The sequence below is a fragment of the Corynebacterium sp. MSK071 genome (assembly GCF_030232125.1).
Classification (GTDB): Bacteria; Actinomycetota; Actinomycetes; order Mycobacteriales; family Mycobacteriaceae; genus Corynebacterium; species Corynebacterium kefirresidentii.
The window spans coordinates 175,901-197,915 of sequence record NZ_JASPJA010000002.1 but is presented as its reverse complement, the minus strand read 5'-3'; the positions used below and the strand labels follow the sequence as shown (position 1 = coordinate 197,915).

At 57.8% G+C, this 22,015-nt stretch carries 19 protein-coding genes and 1 pseudogene; 9 read left to right on the top strand and 11 right to left on the bottom strand.

The genetic code is table 11. The features are described from left to right. Nucleotides 1-31 precede the first annotated feature (31 nt). Nucleotides 32-769: a uroporphyrinogen-III C-methyltransferase gene (gene cobA, locus QP990_RS02320; protein ID WP_023020769.1), complete on the top strand. Its 738-nt coding sequence runs from the start codon at nt 32-34 to the stop codon at nt 767-769. 111 nt (nt 770-880) lie between these two features. On the opposite strand, the gene QP990_RS02315 is transcribed toward cobA, so the two are convergent. From QP990_RS02315 to QP990_RS02300, 4 genes are read right to left on the bottom strand one after another with little or no spacing between them, the layout of a single operon-like run. Next, on the bottom strand, nt 881-1,930 hold the full coding sequence (locus tag QP990_RS02315) for a sulfite exporter TauE/SafE family protein (RefSeq protein ID WP_023020768.1): 1,050 nt from the start codon (nt 1,928-1,930) through the stop codon (nt 881-883). Beyond that, a complete protein-coding gene (locus QP990_RS02310) occupies nt 1,924-2,610 on the bottom strand; it encodes a sirohydrochlorin chelatase (RefSeq protein WP_023020767.1) in 687 nt (228 codons plus the stop codon). Before QP990_RS02310 ends, QP990_RS02315 begins: the two co-directional genes overlap by 7 nt. Nucleotides 2,611-2,619: 9 nt before the next feature. After that, complete coding sequence (locus QP990_RS02305; protein WP_023020766.1) at nt 2,620-2,871, bottom strand: hypothetical protein; 252 nt, start codon at nt 2,869-2,871, stop codon at nt 2,620-2,622. Then, entirely contained in the window at nt 2,868-4,544 is a 1,677-nt protein-coding gene (locus tag QP990_RS02300) for a nitrite/sulfite reductase (RefSeq protein ID WP_023020765.1), read from the bottom strand. Before QP990_RS02300 ends, QP990_RS02305 begins: the two co-directional genes overlap by 4 nt. A 252-nt stretch (nt 4,545-4,796) precedes the next feature. Here QP990_RS02300 and QP990_RS02295 point away from each other — a divergent pair, with 252 nt between their 5' ends. Then, nucleotides 4,797-6,152, top strand: coding sequence for an FAD-dependent oxidoreductase (locus QP990_RS02295; protein ID WP_023020764.1), 1,356 nt, complete (start codon nt 4,797-4,799; stop codon nt 6,150-6,152). Here QP990_RS02295 and QP990_RS02290 read toward each other — a convergent pair. Both QP990_RS02290 and QP990_RS02285 read right to left on the bottom strand, forming a co-directional pair. After that, nucleotides 6,149-7,516, bottom strand: a complete 1,368-nt coding sequence (locus tag QP990_RS02290) for a phosphomannomutase/phosphoglucomutase (RefSeq protein ID WP_284798225.1) — start codon at nt 7,514-7,516, stop codon at nt 6,149-6,151. The genes QP990_RS02295 and QP990_RS02290 overlap by 4 nt on opposite strands. A gap of 54 nt (nt 7,517-7,570) precedes the next feature. Beyond that, nucleotides 7,571-8,038, bottom strand: a complete 468-nt coding sequence (locus tag QP990_RS02285) for a DUF3499 domain-containing protein (RefSeq protein WP_023020762.1) — start codon at nt 8,036-8,038, stop codon at nt 7,571-7,573. 95 nt (nt 8,039-8,133) lie between these two features. On the opposite strand from QP990_RS02285, the gene QP990_RS02280 reads away from it, so the two are divergent. Next, nucleotides 8,134-8,604: a metallopeptidase family protein gene (locus QP990_RS02280; RefSeq protein ID WP_023020761.1), complete on the top strand. Its 471-nt coding sequence runs from the start codon at nt 8,134-8,136 to the stop codon at nt 8,602-8,604. Nucleotides 8,605-8,684: 80 nt separating this feature from the next. Here the strand turns inward: QP990_RS02280 and QP990_RS02275 are convergent, their stop codons facing one another. The 3 genes from QP990_RS02275 to QP990_RS02265 all read right to left on the bottom strand — a co-directional run bounded on the left by QP990_RS02275 (nt 8,685) and on the right by QP990_RS02265 (nt 11,595). Further along, nucleotides 8,685-8,933 (bottom strand): WhiB family transcriptional regulator, encoded by a 249-nt coding sequence (locus QP990_RS02275; RefSeq protein ID WP_005528147.1) that lies wholly within the window; start codon nt 8,931-8,933, stop codon nt 8,685-8,687. A 567-nt stretch (nt 8,934-9,500) separates the two neighbouring features. Beyond that, nucleotides 9,501-10,595 carry a sugar phosphate nucleotidyltransferase gene (locus QP990_RS02270; protein WP_023020760.1) on the bottom strand — a complete coding sequence of 365 codons (1,095 nt, stop codon included), beginning with the start codon at nt 10,593-10,595 and terminating at the stop codon, nt 9,501-9,503. Nucleotides 10,596-10,695: 100 nt separating this feature from the next. Further along, nucleotides 10,696-11,595 carry a glycosyltransferase family 2 protein gene (locus QP990_RS02265; RefSeq protein WP_023020759.1) on the bottom strand — a complete coding sequence of 300 codons (900 nt, stop codon included), beginning with the start codon at nt 11,593-11,595 and terminating at the stop codon, nt 10,696-10,698. A 124-nt stretch (nt 11,596-11,719) separates the two neighbouring features. Between QP990_RS02265 and QP990_RS02260 the strand changes: the two genes are divergently transcribed. The 6 genes and pseudogenes from QP990_RS02260 (at nt 11,720) to QP990_RS02235 (ending at nt 18,416) form a co-directional block, all read left to right on the top strand. After that, nucleotides 11,720-13,351 (top strand): LCP family protein, encoded by a 1,632-nt coding sequence (locus tag QP990_RS02260; RefSeq protein ID WP_023020758.1) that lies wholly within the window; start codon nt 11,720-11,722, stop codon nt 13,349-13,351. Between the two features lie 25 nt (nt 13,352-13,376). Next, nucleotides 13,377-14,042 carry a TIGR03089 family protein gene (locus QP990_RS02255; protein ID WP_023020757.1) on the top strand — a complete coding sequence of 222 codons (666 nt, stop codon included), beginning with the start codon at nt 13,377-13,379 and terminating at the stop codon, nt 14,040-14,042. 43 nt (nt 14,043-14,085) lie between these two features. Then, a complete protein-coding gene (locus QP990_RS02250; RefSeq protein WP_023020756.1) occupies nt 14,086-14,823 on the top strand; it encodes a sulfite exporter TauE/SafE family protein in 738 nt (245 codons plus the stop codon). A 502-nt stretch (nt 14,824-15,325) separates the two neighbouring features. After that, complete coding sequence (locus QP990_RS02245) at nt 15,326-16,717, top strand: hypothetical protein (protein WP_023020755.1); 1,392 nt, start codon at nt 15,326-15,328, stop codon at nt 16,715-16,717. An 86-nt stretch (nt 16,718-16,803) separates the two neighbouring features. After that, nucleotides 16,804-16,935 (top strand): annotated as a pseudogene (locus QP990_RS02240) (glycine betaine ABC transporter substrate-binding protein); the annotation flags it as partial. 161 nt (nt 16,936-17,096) lie between these two features. Beyond that, complete coding sequence (locus tag QP990_RS02235; RefSeq protein WP_023020754.1) at nt 17,097-18,416, top strand: amino acid permease; 1,320 nt, start codon at nt 17,097-17,099, stop codon at nt 18,414-18,416. Nucleotides 18,417-18,815: 399 nt separating this feature from the next. Here the strand turns inward: QP990_RS02235 and QP990_RS02230 are convergent, their stop codons facing one another. Then, nucleotides 18,816-20,135 (bottom strand): MFS transporter, encoded by a 1,320-nt coding sequence (locus QP990_RS02230; RefSeq protein WP_023020753.1) that lies wholly within the window; start codon nt 20,133-20,135, stop codon nt 18,816-18,818. A 399-nt stretch (nt 20,136-20,534) separates the two neighbouring features. Then, nucleotides 20,535-21,809 (bottom strand): threonine/serine exporter ThrE family protein, encoded by a 1,275-nt coding sequence (locus QP990_RS02225; protein WP_034656263.1) that lies wholly within the window; start codon nt 21,807-21,809, stop codon nt 20,535-20,537. Between the last annotated feature and the right edge of the window lie 206 nt (nt 21,810-22,015).

The window sequence follows — 22,015 nt, the reverse complement described above, 5'->3', positions numbered from 1 at the left end:
CATAGTCGGGCACCCACTAAGATGGAGTCCCATGACTTCGGCACAGATCCATCCCGTGACCCTCATTGGCGGCGGCCCCGGCGCGTGGGACCTCATTACTGTACGCGGCATGCGCGCCTTGCAGGATGCAGAGGTTATTCTCGCCGATCACCTGGGACCTACAGCGCAGCTCGATAGGCTGTGTGATATTTCTTCCAAAGAGCTCATTGACGTCTCTAAACTCCCCTATAAGAAGTCAATCTCGCAGGAAAAGATCAACGAGTTACTCATCACTCATGCCCGCTCTGGCCGCAAGGTAGCCCGCCTTAAGGGAGGCGATCCCTTCGTCTTTGGGCGCGGATTTGAGGAAGTTCAAGCGCTGGCGGAAGCTTCGATTCCCACCACGGTCATACCGGGCGTAACTTCAGCTATTTCCGTTCCCGCAGCCGTTGGCGTTCCGGTAACTCAGCGCGGCATCGTCCACGGCTTCACGGTGGTTTCCGGGCATCTACCACCCGGCCACGAGAAATCCTTGGTGGACTGGGAAGCTCTCGCCCGTTCTGGCGCCACGCTGGCGGTCATTATGGGGGTTAAGAATGCACCGGCGATTGCTAGCACGCTTATTGCAGCCTCCCTCTCCCCTTCCACCCCCTGCGCCATCATCCAAGAAGGCACGCTTTCTACCGAGCGCGCTTACCGCTGCACCTTGGCCACACTGGCGCAGACGATAACAGAGCACGATATCTCCTCGCCGGCGGTCTATGTCATCGGCGAGGTGGCCGGCCTCTAGCGGGTTCAGGGTAGCAAGACTCGCATAAGCCCTAACCCCACTTTCGGCCGCGTTCCGCCTACTGCAGCCAAACCTTGGTCTATTGCCTGGCCAAAGGCCGCAGTCGATGCGCTACATTCGGTCCGAGGCGGGGCTTTCGGGCGCCTTATCCTGCACGATGGTGACACCTGACCTGCGCGAACCGTGGAAGTGATGGGCGGCGGCGACACGCTCTGGGTAATCCGGGGCATGAAAGTCCGCGTGGGCGGCTTCCTCAGCGTTTTCTGCTTCCAATTCCGCTGCACGGGCACGCGTAGTGCGCAGCGTGCCACGAACTGTTGCGGCCGCACCAGCAGCGACCACGACGGCGATGACTATCGAGGTAACTGCTGATGGCACTGACCAGCCAAAGTAGGTCTCGGCGCCACCGATAACCTTGCTGATATTAAGCCCTACGATGGCCGTGCCCACCAATCCACCAAGCAGGACTGGGTTGATACGGGAGATGAGCCACGCAGCGATCGGAGCAGTGATGGCGCCGCCGATGAGAAGCGCGATAACGGCGGCAAGGTTGCCGACGATGTCGTGCCAGAGGCCGACGATAAAGCCCGCGGTGGCACCCAAGGTCACGAGGAATTCGGCGGCGTTGACCGTGCCCACAATGCGGCGCGGCTGCTCCCGACCAATGGCCATAAGCGTGGAGGTCGACACGGGACCCCAGCCACCGCCACCGGTAGAATCGACAAATCCGCCCACCAGGCCAAGGCCGGCGAGAAACGGAGTGGAATGCGAGCGCTTGTAGGCGGAACCGCGGCGGCGCGGTTGGGAGAACCGCCAGATGAGGTTAGCACCAATGCCTACCAGGATGAGTGCGGTCACCGGTGCAGCAGCGGCAGTGGAAATATTCGAAAGCAACGTGGCCCCCACAAACGCGGCAATACCGCCGGGGACGCCAAGGCGGACCACCGTCTTCCAGTCCACGTTGCCGAAGCGTGCGTGGCTCAAACCGGAAATGGCAGTGGTGCCAAGCTCAGCGGTGTGCACGACGGCAGAGGCCTGCGCGGGACCTAGGCCGGCAAGGAGCAGCATCGTGGTAGACGTGACGCCGAACCCCATGCCGATGCCACCGTCCACGAGGTTGGCGGCCGCACCGGCGAGGGCGATGAGAATGAGAGTTAGCATGGCGCGAATACCTCCTGTGCACCGCGGCGTGCATGATGAAAACGATCTGCGACGAGGCCTGAAATATCAGTGCCGAGCGGGTGCTCAACGGTCGCGGGAACACCCGCCAAGCGGTCTAGGAGCAGCCCCTCGGTGACAAAGAGCGGTATGACGCGCACGCGCTTAGGGTCCGCATGCTCGCGGCACAGGCGCACGATCCCCTCGCGGCCACCGCGGGTAGCAAATTCCACCGTCGCGGGTACGCCGGTGAGCGCGAAGGTGCGGTGGGCGAGCTCACGTATGGCATCATTCGCCGCTGAATCGGAGGAACCAACGGAATAGATGACCACGTGGGCGTCGCCAGGCCGGGTACGAGAGGCGAGCACACGGGCGAGGTCCTCGCCGGTGCCGAGGCCTGCGGCGAGGTGGAGGGACAAGTGTGAGGTCTGGGAGGCTGCGGCAAGCGCACGCGGAACATCAACGCGCTGGTGATAACCCTGGGTGAAAAGCAGGGGAACCACGATTGCCTCGGTCTCCCCCATCTGGGCAAGCTCGAGCGCGGCCGCGGTGAGGTCGGGCTCGTTGAATTCCAGGTGCGCCGCGCGAGCTGGACGCAAGCCCGTGGCCTGGGTCAAACGCTCAATTCCGGCCGCAGCACCCGGATGCCGTGAACCGTGGGACAGGGTAATGAGTGCGGGCATGGGGCATCCTTAAGCCTTTGGCGCCGTGGTGTGGCCGCGGCGGGCAAGCGAGCGCTTCAGTGCTTCGTTGGAGGACACAGCCGGTGCAGGGGCTACCGGGGCATCGTCCTGGCCGTGGAAACGCACGGAGAAAATCCGCAAGCATTCCTGGCATTTCCAGGCAAAATCGTCTTCCTCGTCCGGAAAGAGGTCGGTTCCGGCGCAATACGGGCAGAAGCTGGGATGGTTGCGGTTGGGATTGGGCTGGCGGCGAAAATTCACTGCAAGTCCTCCTCAGCTGCGCGCAAAACCCAGTGGCGGAACTGCTCACCTTCCTCGCGCTGCTCCTTGTATTTGTTGACCAAGCGGATGACGTACTCGGGCACCTCATCGGCCACGACCTTGTGGCCACGCAGCTTGCGGCCCCAGTCCGGAGACAGGCCAAGGGCGCCGCCTAGATGGACCTGGAAACCCTCGACGCGGTTGCCCTCGGAATCAGTGACGATCTGCCCCTTCAGGCCCATGTCTGCTACCTGTGAACGCGCACAGGCGTTGGGGCAGCCGTTAAGCGCGATGGAAATCGGCACATCCAGATCACCCAGGGTGTCTTCCAGGATGTCCACCAACTCGATGGCGCGGGCCTTGGTGGTCACGTGCGCGAGCTTGCAAAACTCCAGCCCGGTGCAGGAAATGACGCCACGGCGAAACTCGGATGGCTGGGAATACAGTCCGGTCTCGTCGAGCGCACGGGATAGGCTCGGGATGTCCTCTTCATCGACGTCGAGGAAAAGCAGCTCTTTCATCGGGGTAGTGCGAATACGGCTAATCCCAAATTTCTCAGCCACGTCTGCGATAGCGATGAGCTGTTCGCCGGTGGCATGGCCCACGGTAGGCTTCACGCCCACGTAGAACTTGCCGTCCTTTTGGCGGTGCACGCCAAGATGATCGCGAGAGCCGGGCTCGACTTCCAACGGGACGCCATCCAGCAGCGGCTCATCTAGGTATTCCTCTTCCAACACCTGGCGGAACTTTTCAATGCCCCACTTAGCCACCAAGAACTTCAGGCGGGCTCGGTTTCGATTACGGCGGAAGCCGTAGTCACGGAAGATGCCGACCACACCGGCCCACACCTCAGGCACGCGTTCTAGGGGAACCCAGGCGCCGAGGGACTGCGAGAGCATCGGGTTAGTAGAAAGGCCTCCGCCAACAAAGCAATCGAATCCAGGGCCGTACTCTGGATGGTTCACGCCTACGAAGGCGACGTCTTGTATCTCGTGTGTGACGTCCTGACGGGAGTTGCCAGAGATGGCGGTTTTGAATTTGCGCGGTAGGTTATGGAACTCCTCACGCGGCAGATAGTTATTTTTGATCTCTTCAATGGCCGGGGTGGCGTCAATAATTTCATCTTCTGCCACGCCCGCGACAGGCGAGCCCAGGATAACGCGGGGCACGTCGCCGCACCCCATAAGCGTGCTCAGCCCCACCGACTCAAGCTTGTCCCAGATGGTGGGCACATCCTCGATACGAATCCAATGCAGCTGGATATTTTGGCGGTCCGTGAAGTCCGCGGTAGAGCGGGCATAATCACGCGAGATCTCACCCACAGCGCGCAGCTTGGCGGGATCGGCGCGGCCACCATCGAAGCGCACGCGCATCATGAAGTACTCATCCTGCAGCTCAGCGTTAGAAAGCTTAGCGGTCATCTCACCGCCCAAGTTTTGGTTGCGCTGGGTATAAAGGCCCAACCACTTGAACCGAGGAGCTAGGTCATCAGAAGGGATCGAGGAAAATCCTTGCTTGGAATAGATATCGATGACGCGCTGCTTGGCAGAAAGCCCACCATCCTCCTGCTTAATTACCTCATCGTTATTGAGGGGCTTGGTACCGTCAATCTTCCATTGGCCTTCGGGCTTCTTGGCGCGGGGAGTGCGCTTGGTATTAGTCGCGGTGGTCATGGTGTAGATCTCAACCTGCCTTTCCTAAGTATTGAAAGACAACCTACCCGTCTAAATCAGACAGACAAAGCGGTCTTTTTTATTTTCAAGTAAAAAATCGCCATAAACTGCGCAAAAGTCAGAATAATTTTAGAAACTAATTCTTAGCCTTGCCGCAATCTAGACCAGACGGTTCAATTGCCAGAAAGATAAAGCTAAGAAAATGAACCCAGCGGTCTAGCCCCGCGAGAAAGAGAAAGGCCTTCGCACAACATGAATCAGCCCTTAAAAGTAGCCGTGATCGGTGCCGGTCCAGCCGGCATCTATGCCTCCGACATCTTGGTAAAAAAGACCGGTGGTGAGGTACAGATTGACCTCATTGAGCAGATGCCCGCCCCCTTTGGCCTCATCCGTTACGGCGTAGCACCGGACCATCCGCGCATTAAAGGCATCATTAAATCCCTCCACCGCGTACTCGATACGGAGCAGATTCGCCTGCTGACCAACGTGCACATCGGCCGGGATATCACCGTCGATGAGCTGCAGCAGCATTATGATGCCGTGGTCTTTGCCACCGGCGCCGTGGGCGACCGCCACCGCGATATCCCCGGCGCGGACCTCGACGGCGTGCATGGTGCCGGCGAGTTCGTGGGCTTCTACGATGGCAACCCGCGCTTCGAGCGCAATTGGGATCTTTCCGCCACAGAGGTCGCAGTCATCGGCGTGGGTAACGTGGGCCTTGATGTCTCCCGCATCCTGGCCAAGACTGGTGACGAGCTCAAGGTGACCGAAATCCCCGATAATGTCTACGATTCCCTGGCCCAGAACCAGGCCGAGACCGTGCGCGTCTTCGGCCGCCGCGGCCCGGCGCAGGCCAAGTTCACCCCGCAGGAGCTCAAGGAGCTGGACCATTCCGAGTCCATTAATGTCGTGGTTTCCCCGGAGGACATTGACTATGACGAGGCTTCGCTGGCCGCGCGCCAAGAAAGCAAGTCCACTGACTTGGTGTGCCAGGTGCTCGAGCAGTACGCCATTCGAGATCCGAAAAAGGCACCGCACACCCTGCAGATTCACCTTTTTGAGCAGCCGGTGGAGATCATGGGTAAGGACGGCAAAGTCAGCGGGATTAAGACCGAGCGCACCGCCCTTAATGGGGATGGCAGCGTGCACGGTACCGGGAAGTTCACCGAATGGCCGGCGCAGGCGGTCTATTTCGCCACCGGCTACCGCTCCGATGCGGTCGATGGCGTGCCCTTCAACCAGGACAAAAACGTCATCAATAACGATGGTGGCCATGTCATCGATGCGGCCGGCAAGGTAGTTCCGGGCCTGTACACCACCGGATGGATTAAGCGCGGGCCAGTGGGGCTCATTGGCAATACCAAGTCCGATGCCACGGAAACGATTGGCATGCTGCTTGCCGACGCCGCCTCCGGCACCCTCCCCTCCCCTTCCAGCGACGCAGATATCACCGAGGTCCTTAGCGAGCGGGGAATCGAATACTTGACGTGGCAAGACTGGCAGCGTTTAGACGCGGCCGAGCGCGCACTGGGCGAACGCGAGGGCCGCGAACGCAAGAAGTTCGTGGAGTGGGAGGACATGGTCTCCCACTCGCGCGCCGAGGTTTAACGGCGGATGATGGCGAGGACTTCGTCGACGATGGCCTGAACTTCGTCGGCGGTCTTTGCCTCTACGTTGAGGCGTAGCAGCGGTTCCGTATTGGAGGCACGTACGTTAAACCATGCCTCGGTTCCCTTGAGCTCGACGGTCACACCATCCAGCTCATCGACGGACTCAATTTTATCCGCCAGCTCATCCAGCACTGCCTGGGTAGCGGCTTTCTGATCCTCCACGGTGGAATTGATCTCACCAGAGGCTTCATAGCGGGAGTATTCTGCCATGAGCTCGCTTAGCGGCTTATCGGACTGTCCGACCGCTGCCAGCACGTGCATAGCGGCAAGCATGCCGGAATCAGCATTCCAGAACTCCTGGAAGTAATAGTGCGCGGAGTGCTCACCGCCGAAGGCGGCCTTGTGCTCAGCCATCTGCGCCTTAATGAAGGAGTGACCCACGCGGGTGCGCACTGGGGTGCCGCCCTTTTCCTTGATGAGCTCCGGCACGGTCTTAGAGGTAATCAAGTTGTGGATGATGGTAGCGCCGGGGAACTTATCCAAGTAGCGTCCTGCCACCAACGCGCAAATGGCAGACGGGGAAACAGGCTGGCCTTTTTCATCCACGACGAAGCAGCGGTCCGCATCACCATCAAAAGCCAAGCCAATATCGGCTTTCTGCTCCACGGTGAACTTCTGCAGATCCACCAGGTTCTTCGGGTCCAGCGGATTAGCCTCGTGGTTCGGGAAGGTACCGTCAAGTTCGAAGTACAAATCACGAACCTCGAAAGGCAGGCCATCGAAGACAGCCGGCACGGTGTGGCCACCCATACCATTGGCGGCATCTACAGCCACGACGAGAGGCTTGGAATCCTCCAACGGCACCAGCTTGCGTAGGAAGTCCGCATAGCCAGCCAGAATCTCCTGCTCTGCAATCGCACCTTCAGTGCCGGTGTACTCAGGGGTGCCTTCAATAAGCATCTGCTTAATCTGCCCCAAACCAGTCTCCTGGCCCACAGGCACTGCGCCGGCACGACAGAGCTTAATTCCGTTGTACTTGGCTGGGTTGTGGGAGGCGGTAAACATAGCGCCCGCGCACTCCAGGGAACCAGCGGCGTAGTAAAGCTCGTCGGTAGAGGTCAGCCCCAACAGGGTCACATTGAGGCCCTGCGAGGTCACACCCTCAGCGAAGGCGCGCGCCAAAGACGGTGAGGAGGGACGCATATCGTGGCCGACGGCCACGGTATTTTCGCCTTCCTCACGCAAGATGGCGGCAAACGCAGCGCCCGTATCGCGCACGAAGTGTTCATCGATGTCTTCGCCCACCACGCCACGGACGTCATAGGCCTTAATTACTGCATCAAGCTGCTCACGAGTTCGCATACCCAGCAATAGTACTCTCGCCCGCAGGGAAACTACTGCACTGCGGGGTCCGTGTCAGTCCAGTTCCGATTCCGCCGGCGTTATTTCATCGGGTACAACCGAAAGGTGGGCACGGCGGGCCTTTTTGGCATAAGCCACGCGACGGGTACGAAAGACCGGGTGATTCGAATTAGCTGGGTCAGCGCCATCAAAGGTCGCGGAATAGTCGATAGGGTCTGCCCCCGAACCGGCGCTACCGTCATCGACCAAGCCGGTGGTCACGCGGCCGTCTTCCTTGACCGCTTCTGCCAGGGCCATCAGATCGTCTTCCTCATCCAGCTCGATGCGATCGACGCGCACCAGCTCCCAGCCCACCGGAGCCGAGATGCGATCGCGGTGCGTGGCGCACAGGTCCCAACTGTGCGGGTTCTCTTCTTCCGCCAGCGGGCCGACCACGGCCGTCTGGTCCGCGTACGCATAGGTCAATGTCGCCACGGCGGGGCGGCCGCAGCCTGGGCGGGAGCAATGGCGAGAAATAGTCACAGCGCATAAGTCTAAACCCTTAGTTGAGATTTAGATAGTCTTCGCCCCGGCGTGGCTCCGCTAAATCCAGACCACCTGCGCCTTAGAATCAGGGCATGACCGCCGCTCGCCCGCACATCCGCCCCGCCCGCGACCGACACGGCCACGGCATGCGCGGACCCCTCCTCCCCCAGCAGACTCCGCGCTACCGCAGCGCGCGCGAGCACTTCGACATGGCCGTCTTGGAGGCCTATGCCCCCATCCAAAACTCCTTCGCCCCGCAATTGCGTGGCCTCGACCTAGCCGTAGACACCATTCCGCGCATGCGGCTCTCACCCGATATGACCGTGCTCCCGGATGAGATTATCGCCGATGGGCCGGTCCCCCTCGGGCGCGTGGTTCCTGCCGGCGTAGACTCCGCCGGCCACCCCACGCGCGCCCGGTTGGTCATTTTCCGCATGCCCATCGAGCAGCGCGCTTCCACCCCGTCCGAGCGTTCCGAGCTTCTAGGTACGGTTATTACCGCGCTCGTGGCGAATTATCTCAACTTGGACCCGGAGGAAGTGGATCCACGCTATAGCTGGTAGCCACCTTCACGATATGACCCAGCAGAAAGGCCCTGGGCCGCACGTCATGTGCTTGCCCGGGGCCTTTCTGGACACCTTAATTATCCAATCTCGCGCTTGAGGCGGCGGCGCTCACGGTCCGATAGCCCGCCCCAAATACCGAAGCGCTCGTCGTGCTCCAACGCGTACTCCAAGCATTCATCACGCACCGCGCAGGCCTGGCAAATGCGCTTAGCCTCACGGGTAGAACCTCCCTTTTCAGGGAAGAATGCTTCAGGGTCCGTCTGCGCGCACAGCGCTTGGTCCTGCCACTCCTGCTCGACGGCACCGAAGAGTTCATCGAGTGACATCTCTGCAGCAGCACCGCCACGGAGAATGGCGTTGTTATTAGCCATTTTGTCCACGCCTTTTCCTTTCTCCGAGGTTGGGTAATTCTAATCAGTGCAACCGACCGTACACCACATTCCCTTTGGGTAACCCCGCTGGGCCGGTGTGGAAGTAACGGCGTCGGCCGCTGTTTCTTTCACTGATGTAATTTCACACCGGATCACTAAATATCGTCAACCCGAATTAGCGGCTTCTTCGCACTTTTCGGCAAAAACGCAGCACACGATCCCCACGCGTCACATCTGTAACAACTACTCCCCACTGGGGGTATAGGTAGGGGGTACTACATGTAGTGGCACCCCGTTTTTCTGTCAACAATTTTCAGAAAATTCCGGCGTGTCGCGCGCACAATCTCTCAAAGAAGGGATCTACGTACTCACCAACGCTGCACAGATTTCGCATTATGGTGGCAGCTTTAGAAGGACAGGCTGAGTAATTCCGCATGGAAAAGGCCGAACCAAGGACTCATTTTCCTCAGTTCGGCCTATCCCAGTCAGACTTATCGCATGGCCCAGCCCACGGCAGGAGCGTTAAGCATCGGAGCTAAAACGCACTCCAGCGTCCGGGATGGAAACGCCGGGGAAGACACGCATGCCGTCGAGAAGCTCGCAGCGCGCTCCAATGTGGGCGCCCTCGCCAATGACGCAGTTTTCAATGACCGCGTTGGCGCCAATATGTGCGCCGGAGGCAATAATGGAGTTATGAATGATGGCACCTGGCTCAATGCGCACGCCATCGAAGACGACGGTGCCCTCGAGGCGAGATCCGGCGCCTACCTCGGAACCACGGCCCACGGCAGTACCGGACAGCAGCAGCACGCCACCAGCGATACCGGCCGAAGGATCCACCAAGGACTCGCCGGTCTTGCCTTCAATCAGCGGGGAAGGCGCAATGCCGCGCACCAAGTCCGACGATCCGCGAGTGAAGTCATCTGGGCGGCCCATGTCGCGCCAGTAGGAGTTGTCCACGTGACCGACAACGAGGCGACCCTCTGCCAGCAGTCCCGGGAAAGTCTCGCGCTCGACGGAGACGACACGATCGGCCGGAATAGACTCGATGACCGAACGCTTGAAGACGTAGCAGCCGGCGTTGATCTGATTGGTCGGCGGGTCCTCAGTCTTTTCCAAGAAGGCGGTTACCCGACCATTGGAATCGGTAGGCACGCAGCCGAAGGCACGAGGATCAGCCACGTTGAGCAGATGCATGGTGACATCGGCGTCCTTGTCATGGTGCGTGGTGAGGATTCCCTCCAGGTCCATGCCGGACAGCACATCGCCGTTGAAGACCATGACGGTGTCATTGCGCAGCTTGTCGTAGACATTGCGGATACCGCCGCCGGTACCGAGTGCGGTCTCTTCCACCACGTACTCGATCTCCAGGCCTAGGTCCGAACCGTCGCCGAAGTACTCCTCAAAGACCTCAGCCTTATATGAGGTAGACATGACCACGTGCTCGATGCCGGCGGCCTTGATGCGGGCGAGAAGATGCTGCAGGAACGGATAGTTGGCCGTCGGCAGCATCGGCTTCGGTGTACCGATGGTTAGTGGACGCAGGCGGGTACCGCGACCGCCAACGAGAATCACTGCATCCGTGCTGGCACCGTGAGTGGTGACTGCTTCAGTCATAGTCTTCCTTATGTATGCAGACAGTTTTATTCGGTGATTTTCTGAGGGACAGTGTAGAGCTTAAAAGCGCAATCTAGGTCAACGGCACGCGCACCGCGGCCTAAGAACCTGCCGATGCCGAGGCAATTAACCCACGCACCCGCAGCCCCAGCCACAGTGCACCACGCAATGGGGCCTGCCACCAGGCGGGGTGGCGGTCTGCTTGGAAGCGGTAGGCGGAGTCATGGTGCGCGCGTAGCATGGCGCCGGCGTGTGCTTGTGTGGAATGCCCCTTGGCGTGACTGATGACTGCTTCTGGGCAGAAAATGTTTTGGTAGCCGGCGCGCGCGAAGCGATCGCCTAGATCTACGTCTTCGAGGTACATGAAGTAACGCTCATCAAATCCGCCGATGGCTTCAAAAGCCTCCCAACGCACAAGAAGGCAGGAACCAGATAACCAACCAGCCGGCCGCTGCGTAGTCATATCGGTTTCATTGCGATAAGCGCGCGACCACGGATTAGAGGGCCAGATCGAGGAAAAGAGGGCGTGCCCAATGCCGGTGGCGACGGTAGGCACGGCACGGGCAGAGGGGTAATTGGTGCCGTCCGGCTCTACTATGCGCGGGCCCACGGCCGCAGCGTCCGGCCATTTGCGGGCACACTCGATGAGCCGATCGATAGATCCCGGTCTAAAGGCAACGTCCGGGTTGGAAATCAGGAAAAATTCCTCATCTACTCCGCCGCGCTCGCGGGCGAAGCGGGCACCGGCGTTCATGCCGGCGCCATAGCCGATATTCCCGCCGGTATCGAGGAAATCTACCCCGGCGCGCTCGCGGGCGGCAGCCTCGGGAACACCGTCGGTAGAGCCATTATCCGCAAGCACCACCTTGGTGCCGCGGGCGTACGCACTCGGCAGGGAGTCTAAAAAACTACCGAGGTATTGTCCGGGACTATAAGTCACGGTGATCACGGCCAGTGGGAGTTGAGTTGGAGTAGTCACAATGGCCACGAGCTTAGTCACAAGCACTCCTCGCGCTGGGCAGGGACACTGCCCGAACACGCGAAATCGGACGCGGATCACTAAGTTTTTAACGTTCTGCCCTAAACTGTCTCCAGATCCCCACCAATCTAGAAAGCCTCCACTTGTGACTTCTGAGAACACTCGCCGGGCGCGCACCATTCAGCCGGCGCCCTCTGCCGCTAGTGCGGTAAAGCAAAAAGGTTCCACGGCCATAAAGACGATCGTAGCCCTGCTATCCGCCCTGATCCTGGTGGTATCTGGCGTGGGTTATGCCACCGTCGGCCGGCTTGATAATGGTATGTCTTCTGCCAAGGACTTGTCCTTAGGCGGCAAGGGACTTTCCGGTGACTCGCTCGATGGCGCGGTGGATATCTTGCTGGTGGGCAAGGATTCGCGCACCGATGCTAAGGGCGATCCCCTCTCCGATAAGGAACTAGCAGACCTGCACGCGGGCGTGGCCGATGGTGAGGAAAATACCGACACCATGATGCTCATCCGCGTTCCGGAGGATGGTTCCCGTGCTACCGCCGTGTCCATTCCGCGCGATACCTATGTTAAGGATCCGGAGTACGGCAATATGAAGATGAATGCTGTCTTCGCCTCTCACAAGAACGCCAAGGTGGACGAGCTCAAGCAGGAAAACGCAGAGGCAGAAGCAAAGGGCAAAAAGAAGCCGCACTCGGATAAGGACATCGAAAAGCAGGGCGTCGAGGCCGGCCGCGAAGGGTTATTGGCCATGGTGCGGTCCTTGACCGGTGTGTCCATCGACCACTACGCGGAGGTGGGCCTGCTGGGCTTTACCCTGCTTACCGACGCCGTCGATGGTGTCGAAGTCTGCCTCAATGATGACGTCAATGACGATATGTCTGGCGCTAAGTTCAGCAAGGGCAAGCAGACCCTCGATGGCGCCAAGGCCCTAGCCTTTGTGCGCCAGCGCTACAACCTGCCGCGCGGCGACCTCGACCGCATCGTGCGCCAGCAGGCTTTTATGGCTTCCCTGGTCAATAAGATCTTGGACAATGACACCCTGGCTAATCCCTCCAAGCTTTCCAAGATTGCCAAGGCGGTGGAACGCTCCGTAGTCATCGATGAGGGCTGGGACATTATGGGCTTTGTTACCCAGCTTGCCGGCCTGGCAGGCGGCAATGTCACCTTCACCACCATCCCTGTTACCTCCATCGACGGCCAGGGCGATTATGGCGAATCTATCGTCACTATCGACGCCGCCGAGGTTCACCGTTTCATGGACGATTTGGCTAAGTCCCACGATGAAGCCACCGATGAGGCCAAGGCCGAGGATAAGGACAAGCAGAAAAAGGCGGACAAGGACAAGGACGTCGATCCTAATATCAATATCCACGTCCTCAACGCCGGCAATATTGACGGCCTAGCTTCCGGCATCGGCTCTTGGCTTGAGGGCAAGGGCTATACGGTAGAGCGCTCCGCTAACGCGCAACCGGGCATCTACAGTGAGTCGCAAGTGGTAGCCGCTGATCCGACGAGCAAGGAGGCGAAATCCCTAGCCAAGAAACTGGGTGGCCTGCCGGTGGCAGAGAACCCGCAGCTCGATAATGACACCCTCATCGTCGTGGCCACCGATGACTACCAGGGCCCCTCCGATAAGGAGGCCAGCGCCCAAGAGCCGGAGGAAGACAAGTCCAGCCAGCCGGTAGGCACCCCGGGCGATGACTTCGGTACCGCCAAGGTTTCCCCAGAAATCGACGCCGGTGGCGATGGCCCGCGCTGCGTGAACTAGCACTTCTCCCCTACGATGGGCGAGTATGGAACTACTCGCCCATCTTTTGCATGCCGATGCCGCCTCTCCGCGCCTTACCGTATATAACGAGACCACCGGCGCACGCATGGATTTTTCCGGGCAAACGCTCGACAATTGGGTAGCGAAGATCGCCAATATGTTGGAAGAAGAGCTCGACCTAGAGGCAGATTCCACCATTGCCATCGATCTGCCCTCCTCGTGGCAAGCGGCCGTTGTGGCCTTGGGTGCGCTCGGCTCCGGCCCTTCCTATAGCTTTGGCGAGTCTGCCGCGCTTGCCGACGTCGTCTTTACCTCCCCCTCCCGCTACCCCGCCGCCCATGATCGTCAACCCCAAGCCGATATCGTGCTCATCAGCGAGGACCCCTTTGGCCGCGGCGTCGTAGAATCCGGCGGCGATCTACCCACTGGCGCTATTGATTTCGGCCCTACCGTGCGCTTCTACGGCGATCAGTACTTTGGTGAAACCCAGCCATTGCCGCAACTCGTCAATACTCCTGCGAGCGCCGAGCGCCTGCTATCTACCGGCTGGTCTGATAATGAGTCTTTTTCCCGCGCCGTGCTCGAGCCCCTCGCCGCGGGAGGTTCCGCCGTCATCGTTGCCGGCGTGTGCCCAGCAGAGCGGTTGGAGGAAATCGCCTCCAATGAGAAAGTGACAGCTCGCCTTTCCTAGGTTTAGTCGGCAGGATTGAGCCCAGATACACTTAGCACTCGTTATGTTTCTGGGAATCTCCGCGGACGCATGGTCCTATATCTTCATCGGCCTCCTCATCCTTGCCGGCACCATCACTCAGGGCGCCATCGGTTTTGGTTTAGGGACCATTGCCACGCCCATCATCGCGCTCATTCGGCCTGAGCTCCTACCCACGCTCATTCTGTTGCTCGCGTTGTGCATTTCTAGCTATACGTTATCGCGCTCCTACCGCGAGACTTCTTGGCGCGTGGTGGGAATCTCTTCTCTTGCCCGCATCCCCGGTTCTTTAATAGGCGCTTGGGCAATCGCGAGTCTGTCCCCCAATGGACTATCCATCTTCATCGGTTCCGCCGTACTCTTTGCCATGACCCTATCCAGTTTGGGATGGAGCCCGCGGCCGACCACCCTCAATACGCTCATCGCCGGCGTAGCCTCCGGCATCCTGGGCACCTCCACTTCCATAGGCGGCCCGCCCATGGCGTTGATTATGAAGCGTTTTGATCCGAACCGTACCCGCGGCACTTTGGCGGGCACCTTCGTCCTCGGAACCTTAATTTCTCTTATAATTTTGGCGCTCAATGGACAGATCAGCAGCACCCAAGTAACCGCTGCGGCGGCCTATTTCCCCCTTATTGTCATTGGACTTATCGCAGCGAACTACCTCAACCGATTTATAGATAGGAAACTGCTCAACCGCATCGTCATCATTGTGGCCATCTCTGCAGCCCTCATGCTGATCGTTGAATCCGCCCTCTTCTAGCCCTGCACCCCACCCTCTTCGGAACATCCTGGACAGTTCCGGTTGCGAAAAGCACCAACCTCTGCCATGTAAACGCCTATAACTTATGACATGTAACATTCACCAGCAGGCATTTTATAACCGCCTTTCACCCGCTCAAATGCAGCGCACGACGCATACAGTGACACACCTACAATTTCCCTACAAGACTCGTGCACCACTTTAGAAAATAGCAAAATACCCCCACATAGGGGATACGTCGATTCGTCTCAAACGAGCGATGTATAGACATCTATTCATCAATAATTTTTGACGCACTATCGACCACTTAGCGGGAACAACCCCCATTAAACAGCTCGGTCTATATAAAACATATTGACCTTTCTTTGGGGAAGATATATAGACATCTAAGAGATGACGTAACTTTAAGCGTGTTTTAGCGTTTTCTTAGCGCAACGTCGAGAGTTGCTGGATTTCATTCATAAGTTCATTCATTTTCTACCTGCATTAGGAGAAGTTCTAGATGTCGATTCGTCGTCGCATGACCGGCCTGACCGCCGGCCTCATCGTCGCCGGCACCGCATTCGCGGCACCGCTGGCTGGCGCAACCACCCAGACCGAGTCCTACCCGGAAACCCCGGCCCTGAACCCGCAGCTGCCCATCATCCACACCACCCACGGTTCCGATCACATGAAGGCGAACGTCCTGAACCCTCGCCCGGTATGTAACCCGTGGGAGGACCACCGCACCGTGGTCTACAAGGTTTCCGATCGCTTCCTGCCGGCCGGCACCATCTCCACCACCAACCAGACCAAGAAGGACATCCCGCTGCAGCAGGATCTGTCCAAGTCCCAGTCCATCTCCGTTTCCGTCAACGGTGACCGCACCGAGACCACGTCCATGAACCTGGGCGGCAAGGGCTCCGGCAAGAATGCTGAAGGCTCCGCAGGCATCTCCCACGAGATCGCAACCAAGATTGGTGCTAGCGCCTCCTACTCCCTGTCTTGGGAGGCTGGCCAGTCCATCGGACCTTACGACGTTCCGCCAAACCACACCGGTGAAGCTACCTACGGCTTCCGCGTGCTGAACATGACCGGTACCCAGCAGTACTGCAAGCCAAACGGCACCTGGTCCACCCCGACCGCTTGGAATGCAATGCAGCCGGTTAAGAACGAAGTTCGCGTCAAACTGTACGACAAGCTGTCTGATTCCTACGCTCCTAACAAGGATGCCCAGAACACCACCGACGTCAACGACCCGAAGGTTGTGCAAGAGGACAAGAACCTCGAGGCTGACGCAGAGGTAATCAAGGACACCGAGGGCACCGCCAAGGAAGATGCCGAGAAGGTTTCTGAGGCAGAGGGCAAGAACGAAGAGGCTGCTGACAAGAAGAAGCAGGAAGAGGTTGATGCCAAGGAGGACAAGAAGGACTCCAAGCACAAGCTCGACCTCGAACCTTACATGACCGTTTCCGACGCTAAGCACGCTGGCTTCGCAGGCACCGTTGCAGTCCGCGCCAAGAACGTTGGCTCCGAGCGCTACTACGGCGAGTTCCCAGCTACCCAGTTCCGCGTTGATGTAAAGACCGCCAAGGGCCCGAAGGGCGTTGACCGTCTCATCACTCCGCGTTCCTCCAACGGCGCTCACATCCGTGACCTGGGCTTCAACGAGAAGACCTCTACCCGTTCCTTCGAGGTGACCTTGGCTAACCCGATTAACGCTGGCGAAGAGGCTCGCATTGCGAACCTGGACTTCGGCGATGGCAAGACCAAGGAAGGCCGCCTCATCAATAACATCGAGGTAACCCAGACCTCCCGCATCAAGGGTGATGACTCCAAGCACAACGACCAGAACGTTGATTCCCGCGAGCACACCTTGAATGACTTTGGCAAGAAGGCTGAGGGTCTGTTCTAAGAACCCCTACTTCTTCCCTAGGAACATAGTTTCCTAGCCAGTCTCAAAGAGAAGGCCGCTGCACCACTGATGGTGCGGCGGCCTTCTTCTTGATCGTTTCACAGCTGCTTAACGACGAAAAGATGCAGGAACTCAATGCCCGCGTCGACGTCGACGGTGAGGACTACACCACCGTGGCACTCGATTTTTTGAAGGAAGAAAACCTGATCGCGGACTAGCTGCCAAGCCTTAGCAAGATTCCCAAAAACCGTTGCACCACCCTCGGTGCGGCGGTCTTTAATATTTCTTTAAATTAGATCACACTTTTACTTTCGTTCGCCAAAACCTTCAGATAGATTGTTTATGTTGTCTTATTCACACATACTGAAGGATGAATTCTATGTCTCACACGACTGCGAATGCGCCTGCTTCACCGGCCAGTTCACCCACTACCGGCAACGCAGACACCCCAAGCGGCAGCCAGGTGACTACCAATAAGGCCGTCAATAGCCAGTGGACCATCACGCTCTTCGGCACTGCCGTGGGCGCAGGTATCCTCTTCTTGCCGATTTCCGCCGGCAGCTTCGGCTTCATCCCGCTACTGGTAGCCACCCTGCTCATTTTCCCGATGACCTACCTGGCCCACCGTGCTTTCTCCTGGATCATTAGCTATTCGCCGCTGCATGGCGAAGACGTCCTTGCAGTACTCACCCACTTCTTTGGCCGGGGCAACGGCATTATCCTCGCGATTATCTACTGGTTCACCATCTTCCCGGTGGTGCTCATTTACGGCGTATCGATTACTAATACGGTCGATAGTTTCATCGTCAACCAGCTAGGTGGGCCGGAAATTTCTCGCTATATCTTGGCACCGCTGTGCGTAGGACTGATGACGCTGGCACTTGCCTTTGGCAATGCCATCATGTTGAAGATTGCCCAGTTCGTGGTTTATCCGCTCATCGTGGCGCTGGCAGCAGTATCGCTCTACCTCAGTCCGCAATGGGACCTCGGCTCCTTCATGGAGGCCGGCGATCACACCGCTGGCGGGGCTATCAAGGCCATTATCCTTATCCTTCCCGTCTTGGTGTTCTCCTTCTCCTTCGTTGCTGCGATTTCCCAATTCTCGCTGGGCATGGAAAAGGAATACGGAGCGGACCACCACGCACAGTCCGATAAGGTTATCCGCAATTCCGCCATCTTGCTGACCGTCTTCACCATGTTCTTTGTCTGGTCCTGCGCACTGGCCATGGGCGCAGACGGCATGGAGGAGGCAAATGACAAGAACCTGCCGGTACTTTCCTACTTCGCCAACGAAACCGGCACCCCATTTATGGCCTACATGGCACCCATCGTGGTTATTTGTGCGGTGGCTTCTTCCTATTTCGGCCATGCCCTTGGCACCATCGAGGGCACCCAGTACCTCTTCAACCTGGCCGCACCGAAATCCACAAAGAAGATGTCTGCCCGCACGCTCGACCTATGGACCTACCTCTTCATCTTCATCGCCACGTCACTGGTAGGAATTTTCAACCCCTCCATCCTGGACATGATTTCTGTCGTGGGCGGCGTCTTCTTCGCCTTCATGACCTACCTGCTTCCCATCTGGGTCATTTACCGAGTGGACGCCCTAGCCCGCTTCCGTGGCAAAAAGACCAACTATTTCGTGGCGGTCATGGGCTTTATCGTGCTCTTTGCCACCATCTGGGGAATGTTCCAATAATCCCATAAAAAAGTGGTTCGACAATTACTTTTCCTGTCTGACAAGGCGGGAGACAACATGTCAGAACAGGAAAAGGCGCCGCACACACTTGCAACGCATTGGCGCGGATGCAAATACTGCCGAAAGTTATGACTATTAAGCTACAAATGGGCTAGCAGTAAACTTTCAGCAACTAGCAGGGACCTATCAGGCACAATCCATTGTGGTAGCAGCCCCGTGCCCCATACTTAAATCATGCGTTTGAGAGAGCGCATACGAGAGAGATAGAGAGAACCCCTCAGTTTCCAGAGGGCGGCTTAGGCCGATACATGGAAACACCTTGTAGAGAGAGACGCCTGCGGCCCTCGGTTCCTTCCGGTTCCGAGGGCCGCAGGCGTTTTATCCTTTTATAGCGAAACGCTACTGGTGCAGCTTATTCTTTTTCGACGCGAATAGCACCGCGGTTCCAGTCACCAGCGCCGCAGCCACCAAATAGAAAGCAGGGGCAAGCTGCAGACCAGTGACATCAATAAGCCAGGTGGCGATCATCGGAGCAGTACCGCCAAAGACAGCATTGGCCGTATTAAACGTCAGAGCGAAACCGGATAGACGGACGTGCGTGGGGAACTGCTCGGAAAGGAAGGAGGGCAGGACGCCGTCGTTGAGCGCCAGCACGCCACCCAAGCAGACCTGAATGATAATGACGAGGAGGATTCCGGCGCCGTCGAGAAGCATAAAGGCCGGAATGATAGTCACGCCCATAAAAGCGGCCGCGCACAGCATGGTCGTGCGGCGGCCCAGGCGGTCCGAAAGCATGCCGGTAAGCAAGGCAAAGCCCACATAGAATGCGGAGGCAACAGAGGACGCTATAAACGCCGGGGTTGCGGCCATACCCAACTCTTCTGAGAGGTAGGTGGGCAGGTAGGTCAAAATGACGTAGAAGCCAATGGCGTTGAGCACCGCACCAGCAAAGGCAATGGCCAAGGCCTTGGGATACTTGAGCACCTCCCGCAACGGAGATTCTTCCGGTTCATCCTGATCCTCAAAGTGGGAGGACTCCTCCGTATGACGGCGAATCCACAGACCGTACATGCCCAAAGGCAACGCAATCAAGAAAGGCACGCGCCAGCCCCAGGAATCCAAGGCGGCATCGTCGAGCACGCCCGTCAGCAACGAGGCAATGAGCGAGCCCAGCAACAAGCCGGAAGCCGTAGCGGACGGCACCACCGCGGAATATATGCCGCGCTTGCCGGCCGGAGCGATCTCGGCCAAGTGCGTGGCCGCGCCTGCATACTCACCGGCTGCCGAAAAGCCCTGCACCATGCGGCACAGCAGCAGCAAAAGGGACGCGGCGAAGCCGATGGTGGCATAGCCAGGAAGGAAACCGATGCACGCGGTAGCCAGGGACATCATCACAATGGAGACCGTTAGGGTCTGGATGCGTCCGTGTTTATCACCGAAGTGACCCCATACGATGCCACCCAAAGGCCGCACCAAGAATGACAGCGCAAAGAGCGCAAACGTCATAATCAGGGCACGGCGGCCTTCCATCTCCGGGAAAAAGACTCGGGAGATAATCGCGGACATATAGATATAGGCTGCGTAATCGAACCACTCAATGAAGGTGCCTATAAACGCTGCCTTTATGGCCGAGCGATGCTGGCGTTTTGTTTCTTCTGTATCTTCCACCTGTGCCGGCACGGCATCATTGGCTGGGGGTTGGGAAGTGAGAGGAGACATGCTCCTCACCTCAATTCTGTAGCTATACAAGCAGTTGAAAACGGCGCAGGCCCGCTGCGCGCATGCCCTCAACCCTACAGAATCAACTTATGGTGTACGTCACTTTTATGCGCCAATATTGCACTCCCCCACAAGTGTTACGCTTGTCAGCGCCTTATCCATCCCCTCCCAGCCATTAACAGCCACCCAACAGCCGAGCCTCATGGACACTACAGCACAGTGCCCCATACTGAGATCGTGCGTTTGAGAGAGCGCATATGAGAGAGATAGAGAGAACCCCCTGCAGTTTCCACAGGGCGGCACATGCCGATATATGGAAACAGTGAGAGAGACGCCTGTGGCCCCCAGTTCCGAAAGGAAGTGGGGGCCACAGGCGTTTTCCCAGTTAAGACCCTAACTTCATGCTGTAGAGGGCTTCTGCGGAATTTTTTTATCAAAATCAATAAGTCGGCCCAATGCCCAATCCTTATCAGTTAGCAGGCGAGAAAACACCAATCCGGCGCCAATAGAACCAACCACCATCATTCCTGTCGCAACGTTTGCCAAAGCTTGATCCATTTGACCGTCATTCAAATAAAACACTGCTCGAAACATTGTAACCCCCGGAATCATAATCACGGCAGCCGGAACGGTCGTTGTAATACGAGGAAGGCGCGCCTTTTTAGAAGCAACCGCACCTAACAGCCCAATCAATAGTCCTCCCACGAATGCCGCAAAGAAAATAGTTGTACCTGCGTGAATGAGGATCAAACGGAGCTCGTTTGCCACCGTTCCGACACACGCTGCGACCAAAACCATGCGGCGGGAAGAGTTGAAAAGAAAGGCAAAGCCAGCAATTCCCAGAAAACTTGCGACCGGCGCCAACAAAAACCACTTCATATCCTGTGCAGGGGCGGGCGGATCAGGGGTAAGTTGTGTCAACCAGCTAACCATCGAGACTGTGAAAGTCGCTGTAAATATAACAGTGAAGGCGTACCCTAACCTGACTATTCCTGCGTCCAAATCAAAACGCGCAATGTCGATCAAAGCAGAGAAAAGAGGAAATCCGGGGATCAAGAATAAAACCGCTGCTACCACGCCCGAGGACAATTCACTCGGAGCCACTGAGCCTATCGCACCAAAAAATTCCGTTAAAAGGAAGAAAACGATACTTGCCGTTGCCCCGCCAGCAATTACTCCCCCGATTTGATGGACGTGCCGGTGGAGAACCGTGTACCGCACAAACTGGCCTGCAAACGCCGCTAGAGCCACCAACCCCACCGCTTCTAGCGGGAAACAGTTAAGATACGCAAACGCCGCGCACGCGATCGCGGCGGCAAAAGAAAGAACTAAACCGCTCCAGCGCTTTTTGACTCCAAACTCAATAACATCCAGCTTTGCGGCCAATTCTTGGGCAGTAATCCCCGCATAGAGCCGATTATGGGTCAGGTCTTCTAAGGCTTCTATCCGCGAAGCATCAACCGCAGGAGAATGTTGCCGGGCAATCACTGTCCTGAAATATTCCCCGCGGTGGAACGTACAAGTAATCTGCGTCAAACCCACTGTGGCATCTAAGTGGTCAAACCCCAAAGCTCGCGCACTGCGTTTCATCCCCCTTAAAACACGGTAACCAGAAGTGCCGGCACCCATTAGGAGCATTCCCACCCGCAAGACAACATCCGCTTCCACGCCCATTTGCCGGTGCAATTCTGGATCAAATTGTTGCGACACATCTCCTCCTCTGACACGGTTTTAGCGCCTATTTAAAGGCTTCTCGACCCCAACCGAAGCCCGAGAACACACTTTTAGTTTTACCTAGAATCCTACGCAGAACCGCACCCCTATGAATAGTTCTTCATCGACCTAGAGGTCGCCGCCTTTTACACCGTGGGCTGGTCTGC

Bases quoted from the DNA above. Each gene is read 5' to 3' on its own strand.
- QP990_RS02275 (WP_005528147.1), bottom strand. From the start codon at position 8,933: ATGTCACTCGATGAACTCTTCGGTGCCGTCGAGCAGGAGTGGCAGGAC.
- QP990_RS02290 (WP_284798225.1), bottom strand. From the start codon at position 7,516: ATGCGAACTCGTGAGCAGCTTGATGCAGTAATTAAGGCCTATGACGTC.
- QP990_RS02225 (WP_034656263.1), bottom strand. From the start codon at position 21,809: ATGGGCGTGGAAGCGGATGTTGTCTTGCGGGTGGGAATGCTCCTAATG.
- QP990_RS02310 (WP_023020767.1), bottom strand. From the start codon at position 2,610: ATGCCCGCACTCATTACCCTGTCCCACGGTTCACGGCATCCGGGTGCT.
- QP990_RS02300 (WP_023020765.1), bottom strand. From the start codon at position 4,544: ATGACCACCGCGACTAATACCAAGCGCACTCCCCGCGCCAAGAAGCCC.
- QP990_RS02255 (WP_023020757.1), top strand. From the start codon at position 13,377: ATGGAACTACTCGCCCATCTTTTGCATGCCGATGCCGCCTCTCCGCGC.
- QP990_RS02250 (WP_023020756.1), top strand. From the start codon at position 14,086: ATGTTTCTGGGAATCTCCGCGGACGCATGGTCCTATATCTTCATCGGC.
- QP990_RS02295 (WP_023020764.1), top strand. From the start codon at position 4,797: ATGAATCAGCCCTTAAAAGTAGCCGTGATCGGTGCCGGTCCAGCCGGC.
- QP990_RS02245 (WP_023020755.1), top strand. From the start codon at position 15,326: ATGTCGATTCGTCGTCGCATGACCGGCCTGACCGCCGGCCTCATCGTC.
- QP990_RS02230 (WP_023020753.1), bottom strand. From the start codon at position 20,135: ATGTCTCCTCTCACTTCCCAACCCCCAGCCAATGATGCCGTGCCGGCA.
- cobA (WP_023020769.1), top strand. From the start codon at position 32: ATGACTTCGGCACAGATCCATCCCGTGACCCTCATTGGCGGCGGCCCC.
- QP990_RS02280 (WP_023020761.1), top strand. From the start codon at position 8,134: ATGACCGCCGCTCGCCCGCACATCCGCCCCGCCCGCGACCGACACGGC.
- QP990_RS02315 (WP_023020768.1), bottom strand. From the start codon at position 1,930: ATGCTAACTCTCATTCTCATCGCCCTCGCCGGTGCGGCCGCCAACCTC.
- QP990_RS02270 (WP_023020760.1), bottom strand. From the start codon at position 10,595: ATGACTGAAGCAGTCACCACTCACGGTGCCAGCACGGATGCAGTGATT.
- QP990_RS02235 (WP_023020754.1), top strand. From the start codon at position 17,097: ATGTCTCACACGACTGCGAATGCGCCTGCTTCACCGGCCAGTTCACCC.